Origin of the sequence: Pseudomonas sp. COW5 (assembly GCF_026240005.1) — a bacterium.
Lineage (GTDB): Bacteria > Pseudomonadota > Gammaproteobacteria > Pseudomonadales > Pseudomonadaceae > Aquipseudomonas > Aquipseudomonas kribbensis.
The window spans coordinates 2995526-3013228 of record NZ_JAPHVP010000001.1; the positions used below are offsets into that span (position 1 = coordinate 2995526).

13 protein-coding genes, 2 tRNA genes and 3 rRNA genes are annotated in these 17703 nt (G+C 56.0%); 10 read left to right on the forward strand and 8 right to left on the reverse strand.

Annotation, left to right across the window (positions count from 1 at the left end):
• Positions 1-162: 162 nt before the first annotated feature.
• Both OQ248_RS13580 and speD read left to right on the forward strand, forming a co-directional pair.
• Complete coding sequence (locus OQ248_RS13580; RefSeq protein WP_016772921.1) at positions 163-585, forward strand: OsmC family protein; 423 nt, start codon at positions 163-165, stop codon at positions 583-585.
• Positions 586-822: 237 nt separating this feature from the next.
• Positions 823-1617, forward strand: a complete 795-nt coding sequence (speD, locus tag OQ248_RS13585; RefSeq protein WP_007956315.1) for an adenosylmethionine decarboxylase — start codon at positions 823-825, stop codon at positions 1615-1617.
• A gap of 61 nt (positions 1618-1678) precedes the next feature.
• Here speD and coq7 read toward each other — a convergent pair whose 3' ends face one another.
• From coq7 to hemJ, 6 genes are all read right to left on the reverse strand, one after another.
• Positions 1679-2326, reverse strand: coding sequence for a 2-polyprenyl-3-methyl-6-methoxy-1,4-benzoquinone monooxygenase (gene coq7, locus OQ248_RS13590; RefSeq protein WP_007956317.1), 648 nt, complete (start codon positions 2324-2326; stop codon positions 1679-1681).
• A 105-nt stretch (positions 2327-2431) separates the two neighbouring features.
• Positions 2432-2770: a histidine triad nucleotide-binding protein gene (locus OQ248_RS13595; protein WP_003228789.1), complete on the reverse strand. Its 339-nt coding sequence runs from the start codon at positions 2768-2770 to the stop codon at positions 2432-2434.
• An 80-nt stretch (positions 2771-2850) separates the two neighbouring features.
• Positions 2851-3639: an SDR family oxidoreductase gene (locus tag OQ248_RS13600; RefSeq protein WP_007956321.1), complete on the reverse strand. Its 789-nt coding sequence runs from the start codon at positions 3637-3639 to the stop codon at positions 2851-2853.
• A 61-nt stretch (positions 3640-3700) separates the two neighbouring features.
• On the reverse strand, positions 3701-4651 hold the full coding sequence (locus tag OQ248_RS13605; RefSeq protein WP_265813089.1) for a DUF805 domain-containing protein: 951 nt from the start codon (positions 4649-4651) through the stop codon (positions 3701-3703).
• A 93-nt stretch (positions 4652-4744) separates the two neighbouring features.
• Positions 4745-5713: a nitronate monooxygenase family protein gene (locus OQ248_RS13610; RefSeq protein WP_265813090.1), complete on the reverse strand. Its 969-nt coding sequence runs from the start codon at positions 5711-5713 to the stop codon at positions 4745-4747.
• 33 nt (positions 5714-5746) lie between these two features.
• A complete protein-coding gene (gene hemJ / locus OQ248_RS13615) occupies positions 5747-6175 on the reverse strand; it encodes a protoporphyrinogen oxidase HemJ (protein ID WP_265813091.1) in 429 nt (142 codons plus the stop codon).
• 135 nt (positions 6176-6310) lie between these two features.
• Between hemJ and argC the strand changes: the two genes are divergently transcribed.
• A complete protein-coding gene (argC, locus tag OQ248_RS13620) occupies positions 6311-7345 on the forward strand; it encodes an N-acetyl-gamma-glutamyl-phosphate reductase (protein WP_096817941.1) in 1035 nt (344 codons plus the stop codon).
• Between the two features lie 166 nt (positions 7346-7511).
• Positions 7512-7862: an iron-sulfur cluster insertion protein ErpA gene (erpA, locus tag OQ248_RS13625; protein ID WP_003228776.1), complete on the forward strand. Its 351-nt coding sequence runs from the start codon at positions 7512-7514 to the stop codon at positions 7860-7862.
• Between the two features lie 74 nt (positions 7863-7936).
• On the opposite strand, the gene OQ248_RS13630 is transcribed toward erpA, so the two are convergent.
• Both OQ248_RS13630 and OQ248_RS13635 read right to left on the reverse strand, forming a co-directional pair.
• Positions 7937-9028: an anhydro-N-acetylmuramic acid kinase gene (locus OQ248_RS13630; protein WP_265813092.1), complete on the reverse strand. Its 1092-nt coding sequence runs from the start codon at positions 9026-9028 to the stop codon at positions 7937-7939.
• 3 nt (positions 9029-9031) lie between these two features.
• Entirely contained in the window at positions 9032-10456 is a 1425-nt protein-coding gene (locus OQ248_RS13635; protein ID WP_265813093.1) for a peptidoglycan DD-metalloendopeptidase family protein, read from the reverse strand.
• 210 nt (positions 10457-10666) lie between these two features.
• On the opposite strand from OQ248_RS13635, the gene tyrS reads away from it, so the two are divergent.
• From tyrS to rrf, 6 genes are all read left to right on the forward strand, one after another.
• Entirely contained in the window at positions 10667-11866 is a 1200-nt protein-coding gene (gene tyrS / locus OQ248_RS13640) for a tyrosine--tRNA ligase (protein ID WP_265813094.1), read from the forward strand.
• 553 nt (positions 11867-12419) lie between these two features.
• Positions 12420-13956 (forward strand): 16S ribosomal RNA (locus OQ248_RS13645).
• A gap of 81 nt (positions 13957-14037) precedes the next feature.
• Positions 14038-14114, forward strand: a tRNA-Ile gene (locus OQ248_RS13650).
• 30 nt (positions 14115-14144) lie between these two features.
• Positions 14145-14220 (forward strand) — tRNA-Ala (locus tag OQ248_RS13655).
• 245 nt (positions 14221-14465) lie between these two features.
• Positions 14466-17356: ribosomal RNA gene (locus OQ248_RS13660) — 23S ribosomal RNA — on the forward strand.
• A gap of 163 nt (positions 17357-17519) precedes the next feature.
• Positions 17520-17635, forward strand: a 5S ribosomal RNA gene (gene rrf, locus OQ248_RS13665).
• The 16S, 23S and 5S rRNA genes sit together here with 2 tRNA genes alongside, the layout of an rRNA operon.
• Positions 17636-17703: the final 68 nt, after the last annotated feature.

Consider the following 17703-nt stretch of genomic DNA (forward strand, 5'->3'; position numbering starts at 1 on the left):
CTTGGGGCGCCAGTGAATTGGCGCCAGCTTACCAGACACTTCGTCGAAAATTCGAGAAATTACCTACGCAGTAAAGGCATCGGTCCTAGGATCACCGCTCGCAGTCAAACCGGGGCCCTGTGCTAAGCTGGCGACCCTTTTTTCTACAGTGGAGTCTTGGCGATGAAGGCACGCATCCAATGGGCTGGCGAAGCCATGTTCCTCGGCGAATCCGGCAGCGGTCATGTCGTGGTCATGGACGGTCCGCCGGACGCCGGTGGTCGCAATCTGGGTGTTCGCCCGATGGAGATGCTCCTGCTGGGCGTTGGCGGTTGCAGCAATTTCGACGTGGTCAGCATTCTGAAGAAGTCCCGCCAGGCCGTTGAAAGCTGCGAGGCTTTCCTGGACGCCGAACGTGCGACCGAAGATCCGAAGGTGTTCACCAAGATCCACATGCACTTCGTGGTCAAGGGCCGTGGTCTGAAAGAAGCCCAGGTCAAACGCGCCATCGAGCTGTCGGCGGAGAAGTACTGCTCGGCCTCGATCATGCTCGGCGCGGCCGGCGTGGCAATCACCCACGACTACGAAATCGTCGAACTCGGCTGAGCCGACATTCAACTATCATAAAAGCAGTGCAGACTCTGGCGATCCCCCGCTGACGTCTGCATAATGCGCCACTTTTTTCAGGGCAGTGATCGGTCAGCCGACGGGTCATCCGCCTGAACAGATAACCAAAATCGCCATCGCGAAGAGGTGTTAACCGTCCTACGCAGGTGCGTCGTTCGCACTTGACGGGCATGCTTGATCACGCGGCCGGGCCGCATACATAGAGAGTTTTTAACGGTGAAAAGCAAACTCAAGCTCCACGGGTTCAATAACCTGACAAAGACCTTGAGCTTCAACATCTATGACATCTGCTACGCGGAAACCCCGCAAGACCAGCAGGCTTACGTCGAGTACATCAATCAAGAGTACAACGCCGAACGCCTGACGCAGATCCTCACGGAAGTTGTCGAAATCATTGGTGCCAACATTCTGAACATTGCCAGTCAGAACTATGAGCCTCAGGGTGCCAGCGTCACGATTCTGATCTCGGAAGAACCGGTCACCCCGACCGAAAGCCAGATCGAAGAGTCCCCGGGTCCGCTGCCGGAAATCATCCTGGCCCACCTCGACAAGAGTCACATCACGGTGCATACCTACCCGGAAATCCATCCGGACGCCGGTATTGCGACGTTCCGTGTGGACATCGACGTGTCGACCTGTGGTGTCATTTCACCGCTCAAAGCGCTCAACTTCCTCATTCACCAGTTCGATTCGGACATCGTGACCGTGGATTACCGTGTGCGCGGCTTTACCCGTGACGTTGAAGGCAACAAGCACTTCATCGACCACGAGATCAACTCAATCCAGAACTACCTTTCCGAAGACACCCGCGACGCGTACCAGATGACCGACGTGAACGTGTACCAGGAAAACCTGTTCCACACCAAAATGCTGCTGAAGAACTTCGAACTGGATAACTACCTGTTCGGTGATGCCACCAGCAACCTGTCGTCCGAGCAACGTGCTCAGGTGACCGAGCGTGTGAAACACGAAATGCTGGAAATCTTCTACGCGCGCAATATGCCGAGCTAAGAAGTCCAGGCACAAAAAAAGGCGACTGCTTTGCGGCAGTCGCCTTTTTTATAGGCGTTTTTCAGATCCGGTAAGTGCTCTTGGTCATCACTTTGGCCAACAGGCTCATGCCGAACTTCACCGGTGCCGGGAAGCGGAAACCACCAGCCTCCAGCGCACTTTCTGCGTGATGTTCTTCATCGATACGCATCTGTTCCAGAATCGCCCGGGATTTTTCATCCTCGGCCGGCAGTTGCTCCAGATGCTCGTTCAAGTGCTTGCACACCTGATGCTCGGTCGCCGCGACAAAACCGAGGCTGACCTTGTCGCTGATCAGCCCGGCGACTGCGCCGATCCCGAATGACATCCCATAGAACAGCGGATTGAGCACGCTGGTGTGGCTGCCCAACTGATGAATGCGCTGTTCACACCAGACCAGATGATCGATCTCTTCTTCGGCAGCATGCTCCATGGCTTCGCGAACCTGCGGCAGCTTGGCGGTCAGGGCCTGACCTTGGTATAGCGCCTGGGCACAGACTTCACCGGTATGGTTGATGCGCATCAGGCCGGCGACGTGGCGGGTGTCTTCGTCGCTCATCTGCACGTCGGGCTGCACGATGGCCGGCGACGGACGGTACGGCTGGCCGCTGAAGGGCAGCAGGGTTCGCATTGCGGCATCGGCTTGCAGCAGAAGACGGTCAATTGGCGAATAGTGACGTTGGGTAGTCATGCTGACCTCCGGGAAGAATCTCGGCGGCCAGTTTAACCGAATCGGCCGGGGAAGGTTTGCGCTGGGTCATATGGGAGCAGGGCGCTCCCACAGATTTTAGGTCGATCAGCCCGGCGGCCAGTTCATCTGGCGTTGACCGAGTACGTGCATATGAATGTGGTAGACCGTCTGTCCACCCTTTTCATTGCAGTTCATCACCACCCGGAAGCCTTCTTCGCAACCCAGCTCCAGCGCCAGACGCTGGGCGGTGAACAGGATATGCCCGGCCAGTGCCTTGTCGTCTTCGGTCAGGTCGTTGAGGGTGCGCACCGGTTTCTTCGGTATCACCAGAAAATGCACCGGTGCCTGCGGGGCGATGTCGTGGAACGCCAGAACCTGGTCGTCCTCGTAGATGATCTTCGCCGGGATTTCCCGGTTGATGATCTTGGTGAACAGAGTATCCACAGCTGTTTTCTCCGTTGTGTGAGCTGGGCTGAGTGTACCCACGAGGGGTCACCACGCCCAGCCAGTTGCCTGCCGGCCCTTCAGCGCGGGCAGTAAGCTTTGTTGACCATGCCGACGATGGTGCGGTTGAGCCAGCGCGAACCCAGTCGTGGCAGAAAGGCGAACCAGCGGTTCCTGCGCCCGGGAATGATGATTGCGCGGTTTTTTTCCAGGGCGCGCACGGTATACAGCGCGACCTCTTCGGGGCTCATCAGCAGTTTGCTGGCGTTGAGTTTGTCGTTGTTCAGTTGCGCCGTACGAAAGAACGCCGTGCGCGTCGGGCCAGGGCAGAGCACCGAGACTTTCACGGCGCACTTTTTCAATTCCACCCGCAGCGCTTCGGAAAAATGCAGAACGTAGGCCTTGCTGGCGTAGTAAGTGCTCATCCACGGACCGGGATTGAACGCGGCGACCGATGCCACGTTGAGAATCTGCCCGCCACCCTGCAGGGCCATGCTGTTGCCGATTGCATGGCAGAGGCGGGTGAGGGCGAGGATGTTCACCTCGATCAGGTCTTGCTCGGTCATCCAGTCCTGGGCCAGGAACGGGCCGCACGTACCGATGCCGGCGCAGTTCACCAGCAGATCGATCTGCCGGTCGCCTTCTTCAAGCTCCAGCAGAAACCCGGACAGGCGCAACGGCTCGCCCAGGTCGCAGGCGCGGAACAGTACCTCCACGCCGAAACGCTGGGTCAGTTCAATCGCAATGCTTTCCAGCTGATCACGTTGTCGGGCCACCAGAATCAGGCTGCGGCCACGGCGGGCCAGGGCTTCGGCCATGGCCAGGCCGATGCCGCTGGAAGCGCCAGTGATCAGAGCGTAACGGGTCATGCAGTTCTCCATCGCAACAGCTCCGCGCCGTGGACGCAGGTGTCACGGCGGGGAGCGCTGTTCATTCTTTCGCAGAGTCTACAGGGGCGGGTGCAGGTTCGGCTGCATCGTCCACCGGATTCGGCACGGGCTCGACTTCGACATCGACTTCATCGGCGGTCACCGAGCCGCTTTCATAACTGCTTTCGAGGCTGGTTTCGTACTCCTGCTGGATGGCAGAAATCCCGCCTAGCATGCCTCCGACGAAAAACAGGCCGATAAAGACGATCCACAGGGAGCACAGTACTTTGACGGCGGTGCTGTTCGGTGGCGGCGGTGGGCCATAGCGGTTGGCGTCGGTATTGCCCGGCATGACCATGATAACCAGCGGAAAGAAGCTGCCCACGAACGGTACCAGGGTCAGCAGCCATAGCCAGCCGGACCAGCCGATGTCGTGCAGGCGCTGAATGCTGAACAGGATGCCGACGATCGCAAACGCCAGGAACAGGAAGAAGGCGAAGATACCGCCGATGATCAGGCCGCTGGTCGAGTCGGTACTCACCAGCCCCAGACCGATCAGGGCGAAAACGCCGACGATCGGCAGGGTTACAAGACTCAACACCATCGACCATGCCAGGTAACGCAGGCGTCCGATCCGGCCTTCGACACTGAAGGGTTTGAGTGTGGCGAATTCTGCCAGTTGTTCACCGACACTGGCCCGGGGTGGTGCATAAGGCGAATCGGGCTCAGCCACGGTGGAGGAATGCTCCTGCACATCGGACAGATTCAGTTCGATGGCTGTTTCCGGCTCGATCCGGGCGTCGATCCCGGTCTTGCCCAGCGCTTGCAGATAGGCTTGGGCATCGCTGTGCGACAGGTCGCGTTTGAGGGCGACGGCGCGGCCATTGAACAGGCGTTCGATGGCTGCCACATCGCTCTTGAACAGATCGGCCAGGTTGAGTTTGGCTGTGGTGATATCGACACCGGGCTGCAGGGCTCCGTCGAAAACGATCTTGTAGCGGGTTTCGCTCATGGCCGAGGCATCCTTGTCGCGAAGAAATTGAGTTGAGATGTGTCGCAACCGCCAAGTGTAAGGCCAGTCAGGCTGCAACTGGCCGGAATTTTCTCAGCGCGGCCAGCGGTTCGGTAGCTGTGCCGCATGTTCCAGGGCCTGGCGATACTCTGCATCAAGGCGCGCCACCAGTTGGTCCACGCTTGGCAGGTCTTTGATCTGGCCAACCCCTTGGCCAGCCGACCACACGGTTTTCCAGGCTTTGGCCTCATCGTTGATCGGCTTGAGTTTGTCGCCGAAATTCACTTCACCCTTGCCTTGCAGCGCAGCCATGTCGAAACCCGCAGCCTCCAGGCTTTGACGCATGAAGCTGGCCGGAACTCCAGACACGGCAGGAGTATGAATGATGTCCGCTGCCTTGGCTGTCAGCAGCATCTCCTTGTAGGCGTCGGGCGCATGACTTTCAGTCGTACCGATGAATCGCGTACCGAAGTAGGCCAAATCCGCGCCGAGCAGCTGTGCGGCGAGAATCTCATGGCCGTGGTTCAAACATCCTGCAAGCAGCAACGTCTTGTCGAAGAACTGGCGAATCTCGGCGATCAGCGAGAACGGGCTCCAGGTACCGGCGTGTCCACCGGCGCCGGCGGCAACGGCGATCAAGCCATCGACGCCGGCTTCCGCGGCTTTTTCTGCATGTCGGCGAGTCGTCACGTCGTGGAACACCAGGCCGCCATAGCTGTGCACGGCGTCCACTAACTCTTTCACCGCGCCGAGACTGGTGATGACGATGGGCACCTTGTGCTCGACGCAGATGTTCAGATCCGCCTCCAGACGCGGATTGCTCTTGTGAACAATCAGGTTCACGGCATAAGGCGCCGGGTTGTCCAGTGTCGCCAGTCCTGCTTCGATCTGTTCCAGCCAGGCCTTGAACCCGCTGCTCTCGCGTTGGTTGAGCGCCGGAAAGCTGCCGACCACGCCGTTGCGACAGCACGCGAGCACCAGTTCTGGATTGGAAATCAGGAACATCGGCGCAGCCACGACGGGCAGGCGCAGACGTTGTTCGAGCAGAGCGGGCAGCGACATCGGAAGTACCCCGGAAAGTTGAACCAGTTGAAGTTAGAACGGCTTGACCACGACCAGAATTACGATAGCCAGCAATATCAGAACCGGCACTTCATTGAACCAGCGATAAAAGACATGGCTGCGGGTGTTCTCGCCACGGGCGAAACGTTTTACCTGCGCGCCGCACATGTGGTGATAACCGATCAGCAGCACCACCAGGGTCAGTTTGGCGTGAATCCAGCTACCGCTGCTGAAGATGCCCGGGTTCAGGTAAATCAGCCAGCCGCCGAAGATCAGGGCAGCGATCATCGCCGGCCCCATGATGCCGCGATACAGCTTGCGCTCCATGATGCTGAAGCGTTCCTTGCTGATCGTATCTTCACTTTGTGCGTGATAAACGAACAGTCGCGGCAGGTAGAACAGTCCGGCAAACCAGCACACGATGCTGACGATATGCAGCGCTTTGATCCATAGATAGAGCATTTTTGGTTTTTCCCTCATTCACGGTAGGCCGGATAGTAGAGGCTTGAGCGTCCGCACGTCACCTTGACGGTTGTCGCAGGGGCGCGCGGCCCCTATTATCGACGGCTTTCCAGTGGGTTCGTTGAGGGCAGGTTTATGGTCAAGGTCGGTATCGTCGGCGGCACGGGTTACACCGGTGTCGAACTGCTGCGTCTGTTGGCACAGCATCCGCAGGCAGAAGTGGTTGTGATCACTTCCCGATCCGAGGCCGGGCTGGCCGTGGCTGACATGTACCCGAACCTGCGCGGCCACTACGACGGCCTGGCGTTCAGCGTGCCGGACATCAAAACCCTGGGCGCTTGCGACGTGGTGTTCTTCGCGACTCCGCACGGCGTTGCCCATGCACTGGCCGGTGAATTGCTGGCAGCGGGCACCAAGGTCATTGATCTGTCGGCCGACTTCCGCCTGCAGGACGCCGATGAATGGGCCAAGTGGTACGGCCAGCCGCACGGTGCGCCGGAGCTGCTGGACGAAGCGGTTTACGGCTTGCCGGAAGTCAACCGTGAGCAAATCAAGAAAGCGCGCCTGATCGCGGTGCCGGGTTGCTATCCGACCGCAACGCAGCTGGGTTTCCTGCCATTGCTTGAGGCAGGTCTGGCCGATACTTCGCTGCTGATTGCCGACTGCAAGTCCGGTGTCAGCGGTGCCGGTCGTGGTGCTTCCGTAGGCTCGCTGTACTCCGAGACGTCGGAAAGCATGAAGGCTTATGCGGTGAAAGGTCACCGTCATCTGCCGGAAATTCGTCAGGGTCTGCGCCGTGCAGCGGGCAAGGATGTCGGCCTGACCTTCGTGCCACACCTGACGCCGATGATTCGTGGCATTCATTCCACGCTCTATGCGACCGTGGTGGATCGCTCCGTCGATCTGCAGGCGTTGTTCGAGAAGCGTTATGCCAATGAGCCGTTCGTCGACGTGATGCCGGCCGGCAGCCATCCGGAAACCCGCAGCGTGCGCGGTGCCAACGTCTGCCGAATTGCGGTTCACCGTCCACAGGATGGTGATCTGGTGGTGGTGCTGTCGGTGATCGACAATCTGGTCAAGGGCGCGTCGGGCCAGGCGGTGCAGAACATGAACATTCTGTTCGGGCTGGATGAGCGCTTTGGTCTGTCCCACGCGGGCATGCTGCCGTAAGACTGATCTTGCATGAAGAAAAGGCCCGTCTGACGGGCCTTTTTGCATTCCGGGTCGCTGATGGCTTTATTGATATACCGTAACAATAGTTGACCGATTTTCTAGGACAAGCGGATAATGCGCGTCATCACGCATTATGGCGGCGTAACGCCGGGAGATAGTCAGCATGAGCGTCGAATCCTTCACCCCCACGGCTTTGCAATTCACCCAGGGTGCCGCGCACAAGGTGAAGAGCCTGGTCGATGAAGAGGGGAATGATCGCTTGAAGCTGCGCGTATTCGTTACGGGCGGCGGTTGTTCAGGGTTTCAGTACGGCTTCACCTTCGATGAGGATGTGGCCGAGGACGACACCATCGTCGAGCGCGAAGGCGTGAGTCTGGTGGTTGATCCGATGAGCTTCCAGTACCTGGCGGGTGCCGAGGTGGACTACCAGGAAGGTCTGGAAGGTTCGCGCTTCGTGATCAAGAACCCGAATGCCACCACCACTTGTGGTTGCGGTTCTTCGTTCTCGATCTGATCTCGTTTCACCGTACACAATAAAACGCCGCAGTACCTCACGGTTCTGCGGCGTTTTGTTATCTGCGTTTTGTCTTAATTGGGATAGATGGCGCCGAGTACGCGCAGGCCTTTTGCACCGGTGACGCTGGGGCGATTGGCGGTGATACCTTCAAGGCAGCAATGCGCCAGCCAGGCAAAGGCCATGGCTTCGACCCAGTCAGGATCGACACCGTGGGTCGTGGTGCTGGCGACTTTTGCGTTGGGCAGCAGCTCGGCCAGGCGCTTCATCAGCGTGGCGTTGTGGGCGCCACCGCCGCAGACCAGGAGTTCTTCGGTATTCGATTGGGCGCTTTGCAACGATTCGACGATGGTCAGCGCTGTCAGTTCGAGCAGCGTTGCCTGTACGTTTTCGGGAGCGAAATCCGGCAGGTGTGACAGTTGCTGTTCCAGCCAGGGCAGGTTGAACACTTCCCGGCCAGTGCTCTTCGGGCCTTGGGTCGAGAAAAAGGGATCGCTCAGCAATGCTTTGAGAAGGGTCGGTTCAACCTTGCCGCTGGCTGCCCATTGACCGTTGCGATCATAGTTTTCGCCACGCTGTCGATGAATCCACGCATCCATCAGCACATTCCCAGGGCCGCAGTCGAAACCGGCTACAGGCTTGTTCGGCTCAATCAGACTGAGATTGCTGAAACCGCCGACATTCAGGACTGCGCGGTTGCCGGTACGCTCTTCGAACAACGCTTCATGGAAGGCAGGAACCAAGGGGGCGCCTTGACCGCCGGCGGCCACATCGCGGCTGCGGAAGTCACTGACTACCGTAATGCCGGTCAACTCGGTCAGCAAGGCAGGGTTGCCGATCTGTACGGTGAAGCCGCGTGCCGGCTCGTGGCGGATGGTCTGGCCGTGGCTGCCGATCGCGCGAATGGCTTCGGGTTTGAGCTGTTGCTGTTCGAGCAGGGCGTGGATGCCTTCGGCGGCAAGCCTCACCCAGTTCTGCTGGGCGATGGCCGAGCGGGCAATCTCGTCGGGACCGCTGGCGCACAAGCCAAGCAGCTCGGCGCGCAGGGATTCAGGCATCGGAATGTAGTGCGTGGCGATCAGGTTGATCGCCGAGGCCTGCTCGATCAGGGCGATGTCCAGACCATCGAGACTGGTTCCGGACATCACGCCGATATAAAGAGCCATGGCTTAACGCTTGCTCGAAGCCAGCATGGTGGCCTTCTCTTGGTCCATGCGCGCCATCAACGGCTGGCTCTGCGCCAGGAAACGCGCGCGTTCGGATTTGGCGATCGGATCGGCCATTGGCAGTTTCTGGCCCAATGGGTCGACGTGAACGCCATTGACCTGGAACTCATAGTGCAGGTGCGGGCCGGTGGACAGGCCGGTAGTACCGATGTAACCGATCACCTGGCCCTGCTTGACGGTGCCCCCGGTTTTCACGCCTTTGGCGAAGCCTTGCATGTGGCCGTACAGCGTGCGGTAGGTATTGCCGTGCTGAATGATCACGGTGTTGCCGTAACCACCACGGCGACCGGCCAACAGTACTTTGCCATCGCCGGCAGCCTTGATTGGCGTACCGCGTGGGGCGGCGTAGTCGACACCTTTATGGGCGCGGATCTTGTTGAGGATCGGATGTTTGCGGCCCATGGAAAACTTGGAGCTGATGCGGGCGAAGTCCACCGGGGTGCGGATGAACGCCTTGCGCATGCTGTTGCCGTCGGCAGTGTAGTAGCTGCTGTTACCTTGCTTGTTGGTGTAACGCACGGCGGTGTAGGTCTTGCCGCGGTTGGTGAAGCGGGCGGACAGGATCGGGCCATTGCCGACGGCTTTGCCATTGACCACTTTCTGCTCGTAGATCACGTCGAACTCGTCACCCTGGCGGATATCCTGGGCGAAGTCGACGTCGTAGCCGAACACGCTGGCCATATCCATGGTCAGTCTGTGGGACAGGCCGGCGCGGGCGGCGGACTGGGACAGCGAGCTATTGATCACGCCGTGGACATAGGCGGTACGAACGGTTGGCTTGGCGGTAACGCGGTTGAAGACATAACCCTTGTCGTTCTTGGTCAGGGTGATGGTTTCGACGTCGCTGACCTTACTGTGCAGATTGGTCAGTTGACCTTGTGGATTGAGTTCGAATTCGAGTTTTTGGCCGTGTTTGAGCTGGCTGAACTGTTTGGCCTGTTTGTCGCTGGCCAGCACGTCGTGCACGGTTGCAGCCGGGAGGCCGACCTTTTCAAACAGTGTCGAAAGGGTATCGCCCTTGGAGACGATCACTTCCCTGTGGCCTGGAGCCTTCTTTTCAGGCGCGACCGGTGCAGGCGCTGGTGCGACCTGGGCTGTTTCGGGTGTGTCTTCTGCGCTGTTTTCGATTTGTGCGAAGGGCGAAGCTACCGGCTCATTTGTGGCTTGAACCGCGTCAGCAGCGTCTTGATCTTGTGTCAGTTGTTCAGCAGGACTTTCCAGTTCAAGGCTCAGGGTCGTCTTTTTGGCTTCAACATCACTGGAAGGAAATACCAGGAGCGCCAGGCTGAGAAGGGCGGCGATCCCACTTGCGGCAAGCAGGTGGGTCTTCGGGTAAAGCGGTGGCGCTTTAGACGGTTCAGTGGTCATAAGTAGTTTTGACTTTGAAAAGATGAATTGGAAAAGATGAATGACATGATGAAGATGAAATAACTGTATAAAATATAACCAAATCATCTCTGAGGCAAGTCCGCAGGTATCTCGCCCGTGGATTGGTATCCGTGCGCCGGGCAAAACTTGTAATTGGTGCGCGATCTTGTATGGTTGGTTCCCTTTGAATCTGAGCCTTGCGGGTCTGTTATGAAGTCGGTTGAAGAGCAGCTAGCGCTGATTAAACGTGGTGCGGAAGAACTGTTGGTCGAGTCCGAGCTGATCGAAAAGCTCAAGCGTGGCCAGCCGCTGCGAATCAAGGCCGGCTTCGATCCAACGGCGCCGGATCTGCACCTTGGCCACACTGTGCTTATTAATAAGCTGCGTCAGTTCCAGGAGCTGGGGCATCAGGTGATCTTCCTGATTGGTGACTTCACCGGGATGATCGGTGATCCGAGTGGCAAGAGTGCAACTCGTCCGCCGCTGACCCGTGAGCAGGTTCTGGAAAATGCCGAGACCTACAAGACTCAGGTATTCAAGATCCTTGATCCCGCGAAAACCGAAGTCGCGTTCAACTCCACCTGGATGGATCAGATGGGGCCTGCGGACTTTATTCGCCTGACTTCGCAGTACACCGTGGCTCGTATGCTTGAGCGTGATGACTTCGACAAGCGCTACACCACCAATCAGCCAATCGCCATTCATGAGTTCCTCTATCCGCTGGTTCAGGGGTATGACTCGGTTGCATTGCGCGCGGATGTTGAGCTGGGCGGTACCGATCAGAAGTTCAACCTGCTGATGGGGCGCGAACTGCAGCGTGGTTATGGTCAGGAAGCTCAGTGCATTCTGACGATGCCGCTGCTCGAAGGGCTGGATGGCGTTAAAAAGATGTCCAAGTCGTTGGGTAACTACGTCGGTATCCAGGAAGCGCCGGGTGTCATGTACAGCAAGCTGGTTTCGATTCCGGATGCGTTGATGTGGCGCTATTTCGAGCTGCTCAGCTTCCGTTCGATGGATGAGATCAATGCGTTCCGTGCCGATGTAGAGGCGGGCGCCAACCCTCGCGACATCAAGATCAAGCTGGCTGAAGAAATTGTTGCGCGCTTCCATGGGGACGAGGCTGCTGCCAATGCTCATCGTGGCGCGGGTAATCGTATGAAGGACGGCGAGCTGCCAGATGATTTGCCAGAGGTTGAGCTGACTGCTGCCGAGGATATGCCGATTGCTGCTGTCCTTAATAAGGCTGGCCTGGTGAAGAACTCGGCGGCGGCTCGTGATCTGCTGGCTTCCGGTGGTGTGCGTATAGATGGTGAGGTTGTCGATCGCTCCTTTATATATGTGCTGGGCGCGACTCACGTTTGCCAGGCCGGCAAGAAGGCCTTTGCACGGATTACGCTGAAATCTGAGTAAAGTTGAAATAAGGGGTTGACGGCGAATTTTAGATGTCTATAATTCGCCCCACTTCCGGCGCAGTCGAAACGGAAAACTCCTTGATATTCAATGAGTTATGTAGGTTTCGATAGCGAGTTGCTTCAGTTCATCGAAGCCTGGAAGGAGTTGGAAAAGCCGGTTCTTCTGGCGCTTTCAACGGTTCGGTCTTCTCGATCGAAAGCGGAGAAAAAGAGGTGTTGACAGCAGCGTGTAACGCTGTAGAATTCGCCTCCCGCTAACGAGAGATTGGAAGCGCAAGTGGTTGAAGTTGTTGAAGAAATCTTCGAAAACTTCTGAAAATAATCACTTGACAGCAAATGAGGCTGCTGTAGAATGCGCGCCTCGGTTGAGACGAAAGATCTTGACCAACCGCTCTTTAACAACTGAATCAAGCAATTCGTGTGGGTGCTTGTGGAGTCAGACTGATAGTCAACAAGATTATCAGCATCACAAGTTACTCCGCGAGAAATCAAAGATGTAACCAACGATTGCTGAGCCAAGTTTAGGGTTTCTTAAAAACCCAAAGATGTTTGAACTGAAGAGTTTGATCATGGCTCAGATTGAACGCTGGCGGCAGGCCTAACACATGCAAGTCGAGCGGATGAAGGGAGCTTGCTCCTGGATTCAGCGGCGGACGGGTGAGTAATGCCTAGGAATCTGCCTGGTAGTGGGGGACAACGTTTCGAAAGGAACGCTAATACCGCATACGTCCTACGGGAGAAAGCAGGGGACCTTCGGGCCTTGCGCTATCAGATGAGCCTAGGTCGGATTAGCTAGTTGGTGAGGTAATGGCTCACCAAGGCGACGATCCGTAACTGGTCTGAGAGGATGATCAGTCACACTGGAACTGAGACACGGTCCAGACTCCTACGGGAGGCAGCAGTGGGGAATATTGGACAATGGGCGAAAGCCTGATCCAGCCATGCCGCGTGTGTGAAGAAGGTCTTCGGATTGTAAAGCACTTTAAGTTGGGAGGAAGGGTTGTAGATTAATACTCTGCAATTTTGACGTTACCGACAGAATAAGCACCGGCTAACTCTGTGCCAGCAGCCGCGGTAATACAGAGGGTGCAAGCGTTAATCGGAATTACTGGGCGTAAAGCGCGCGTAGGTGGTTCGTTAAGTTGGATGTGAAATCCCCGGGCTCAACCTGGGAACTGCATCCAAAACTGGCGAGCTAGAGTATGGTAGAGGGTGGTGGAATTTCCTGTGTAGCGGTGAAATGCGTAGATATAGGAAGGAACACCAGTGGCGAAGGCGACCACCTGGACTGATACTGACACTGAGGTGCGAAAGCGTGGGGAGCAAACAGGATTAGATACCCTGGTAGTCCACGCCGTAAACGATGTCAACTAGCCGTTGGGAGCCTTGAGCTCTTAGTGGCGCAGCTAACGCATTAAGTTGACCGCCTGGGGAGTACGGCCGCAAGGTTAAAACTCAAATGAATTGACGGGGGCCCGCACAAGCGGTGGAGCATGTGGTTTAATTCGAAGCAACGCGAAGAACCTTACCAGGCCTTGACATCCAATGAACTTTCCAGAGATGGATTGGTGCCTTCGGGAACATTGAGACAGGTGCTGCATGGCTGTCGTCAGCTCGTGTCGTGAGATGTTGGGTTAAGTCCCGTAACGAGCGCAACCCTTGTCCTTAGTTACCAGCACGTTATGGTGGGCACTCTAAGGAGACTGCCGGTGACAAACCGGAGGAAGGTGGGGATGACGTCAAGTCATCATGGCCCTTACGGCCTGGGCTACACACGTGCTACAATGGTCGGTACAAAGGGTTGCCAAGCCGCGAGGTGGAGCTAATCCCATAAAACCGATCGTAGTCCGGATCGCAGTCTGCAACTCGACTGCGTGAAGTCGGAATCGCTAGTAATCGCGAATCAGAATGTCGCGGTGAATACGTTCCCGGGCCTTGTACACACCGCCCGTCACACCATGGGAGTGGGTTGCACCAGAAGTAGCTAGTCTAACCTTCGGGAGGACGGTTACCACGGTGTGATTCATGACTGGGGTGAAGTCGTAACAAGGTAGCCGTAGGGGAACCTGCGGCTGGATCACCTCCTTAATCGACGACATCAGCTGCTCCATAAGTTCCCACACGAATTGCTTGATTCATTGAAGAAGACGAAAGAAGCAGCCCGAAATTGGGTCTGTAGCTCAGTTGGTTAGAGCGCACCCCTGATAAGGGTGAGGTCGGCAGTTCGAATCTGCCCAGACCCACCAATTTTGTGTGGGAAACGCCTGTAGAAATACGGGGCCATAGCTCAGCTGGGAGAGCGCCTGCCTTGCACGCAGGAGGTCAGCGGTTCGATCCCGCTTGGCTCCACCACTACTGCTTCTGAAGTAAGAGCTTAGAAATGAGCATTCCATCGATTTGATGGTGAATGTTGATTTCTAGTCTTTGACTAGTTCGTTCTTTAAAAATTTGGGTATGTGATAGAAAGATAGACTGAACGTTACTTTCACTGGTAACGGATCAGGCTAAGGTAAAATTTGTGAGTTCTCTTAGTTGAGAAATTCGAATTTTCGGCGAATGTCGTCTTCACAGTATAACCAGATTGCTTGGGGTTATATGGTCAAGTGAAGAAGCGCATACGGTGGATGCCTTGGCAGTCAGAGGCGATGAAAGACGTGGTAGCCTGCGAAAAGCTTCGGGGAGTCGGCAAACAGACTTTGATCCGGAGATGTCTGAATGGGGGAACCCAGCCATCACAAGATGGTTATCTTGCACTGAATACATAGGTGCAAGAGGCGAACCAGGGGAACTGAAACATCTAAGTACCCTGAGGAAAAGAAATCAACCGAGATTCCCTTAGTAGTGGCGAGCGAACGGGGACTAGCCCTTAAGTGGCTTTGAGATTAGCGGAACGCTCTGGAAAGTGCGGCCATAGTGGGTGATAGCCCTGTACGCGAAAATCTCTTAGTCATGAAATCGAGTAGGACGGAGCACGAGAAACTTTGTCTGAATATGGGGGGACCATCCTCCAAGGCTAAATACTACTGACTGACCGATAGTGAACTAGTACCGTGAGGGAAAGGCGAAAAGAACCCCGGAGAGGGGAGTGAAATAGATCCTGAAACCGTATGCGTACAAGCAGTGGGAGCAGACTTTGTTCTGTGACTGCGTACCTTTTGTATAATGGGTCAGCGACTTATTTTCAGTGGCGAGCTTAACCGAATAGGGGAGGCGTAGCGAAAGCGAGTCTTAATAGGGCGTCTAGTCGCTGGGAATAGACCCGAAACCGGGCGATCTATCCATGGGCAGGTTGAAGGTTAGGTAACACTGACTGGAGGACCGAACCGACTACCGTTGAAAAGTTAGCGGATGACCTGTGGATCGGAGTGAAAGGCTAATCAAGCTCGGAGATAGCTGGTTCTCCTCGAAAGCTATTTAGGTAGCGCCTCATGTATCACTGTAGGGGGTAGAGCACTGTTTCGGCTAGGGGGTCATCCCGACTTACCAAACCGATGCAAACTCCGAATACCTACAAGTGCCGAGCATGGGAGACACACGGCGGGTGCTAACGTCCGTCGTGAAAAGGGAAACAACCCAGACCGTCAGCTAAGGTCCCAAAGTTATGGTTAAGTGGGAAACGATGTGGGAAGGCTTAGACAGCTAGGAGGTTGGCTTAGAAGCAGCCACCCTTTAAAGAAAGCGTAATAGCTCACTAGTCGAGTCGGCCTGCGCGGAAGATGTAACGGGGCTCAAACCATACACCGAAGCTACGGGTATCACGTAAGTGATGCGGTAGAGGAGCGTTCTGTAAGCCTGTGAAGGTGAGTTGAGAAGCTTGCTGGAGGTATCAGAAGTGCGAATGCTGACATGAGTAACGACAATGGGTGTGAAAAACACCCACGCCGAAAGACCAAGGTTTCCTGCGCAACGTTAATCGACGCAGGGTTAGTCGGTCCCTAAGGCGAGGCTGAAAAGCGTAGTCGATGGAAAACAGGTTAATATTCCTGTACTTCTGGTTATTGCGATGGAGGGACGGAGAAGGCTAGGCCAGCTTGGCGTTGGTTGTCCAAGTTTAAGGTGGTAGGCTGAGATCTTAGGTAAATCCGGGATCTTAAGGCCGAGAGCTGATGACGAGTTGCCTTTAGGCGACGAAGTGGTTGATGCCATGCTTCCAAGAAAAGCTTCTAAGCTTCAGATAACCAGGAACCGTACCCCAAACCGACACAGGTGGTTGGGTAGAGAATACCAAGGCGCTTGAGAGAACTCGGGTGAAGGAACTAGGCAAAATGGCACCGTAACTTCGGGAGAAGGTGCGCCGGTGAGGGTGAAGGACTTGCTCCGTAAGCCCATGCCGGTCGAAGATACCAGGCCGCTGCGACTGTTTATTAAAAACACAGCACTCTGCAAACACGAAAGTGGACGTATAGGGTGTGACGCCTGCCCGGTGCCGGAAGGTTAATTGATGGGGTTAGCTAACGCGAAGCTCTTGATCGAAGCCCCGGTAAACGGCGGCCGTAACTATAACGGTCCTAAGGTAGCGAAATTCCTTGTCGGGTAAGTTCCGACCTGCACGAATGGCGTAACGATGGCGGCGCTGTCTCCACCCGAGACTCAGTGAAATTGAAATCGCTGTGAAGATGCAGTGTATCCGCGGCTAGACGGAAAGACCCCGTGAACCTTTACTATAGCTTTGCACTGGACTTTGAATTTGCTTGTGTAGGATAGGTGGGAGGCTTTGAAGCGTGGACGCCAGTTCGCGTGGAGCCATCCTTGAAATACCACCCTGGCAACTTTGAGGTTCTAACTCAGGTCCGTTATCCGGATCGAGGACAGTGTATGGTGGGTAGTTTGACTGGGGCGGTCTCCTCCTAAAGAGTAACGGAGGAGTACGAAGGTGCGCTCAGACCGGTCGGAAATCGGTCGTAGAGTATAAAGGCAAAAGCGCGCTTGACTGCGAGACAGACACGTCGAGCAGGTACGAAAGTAGGTCTTAGTGATCCGGTGGTTCTGTATGGAAGGGCCATCGCTCAACGGATAAAAGGTACTCCGGGGATAACAGGCTGATACCGCCCAAGAGTTCATATCGACGGCGGTGTTTGGCACCTCGATGTCGGCTCATCACATCCTGGGGCTGAAGCCGGTCCCAAGGGTATGGCTGTTCGCCATTTAAAGTGGTACGCGAGCTGGGTTTAGAACGTCGTGAGACAGTTCGGTCCCTATCTGCCGTGGACGTTTGAGATTTGAGAGGGGCTGCTCCTAGTACGAGAGGACCGGAGTGGACGAACCTCTGGTGTTCCGGTTGTCACGCCAGTGGCATTGCCGGGTAGCTATGTTCGGAAAAGATAACCGCTGAAAGCATCTAAGCGGGAAACTTGCCTCAAGATGAGATCTCACTGGAACCTTGAGTTCCCTGAAGGGCCGTCGAAGACTACGACGTTGATAGGTTGGGTGTGTAAGCGCTGTGAGGCGTTGAGCTAACCAATACTAATTGCCCGTGAGGCTTGACCATATAACACCCAAGCAATTTGAGTCGGCTCTCTAAACCAGAGCAACCAGATTGCGGTGTGTGAAGACGCAAGAACCGAAAGTTCGAGTTCACAAAACACCGAAAACTATCCCATACCCAATTTGCTGAAGCGAGGCCATCCGGTCACGAGTCAGTACCCGAATTTCTTGACGACCATAGAGCGTTGGAACCACCTGATCCCATCCCGAACTCAGAAGTGAAACGATGCATCGCCGATGGTAGTGTGGGGTTTCCCCATGTGAGAGTAGGTCATCGTCAAGATTAAATTCCGAAACCCCAATTGCGAAAGCAGTTGGGGTTTTGTTTTGCCCGCAGGAAAGTTGGCTGTT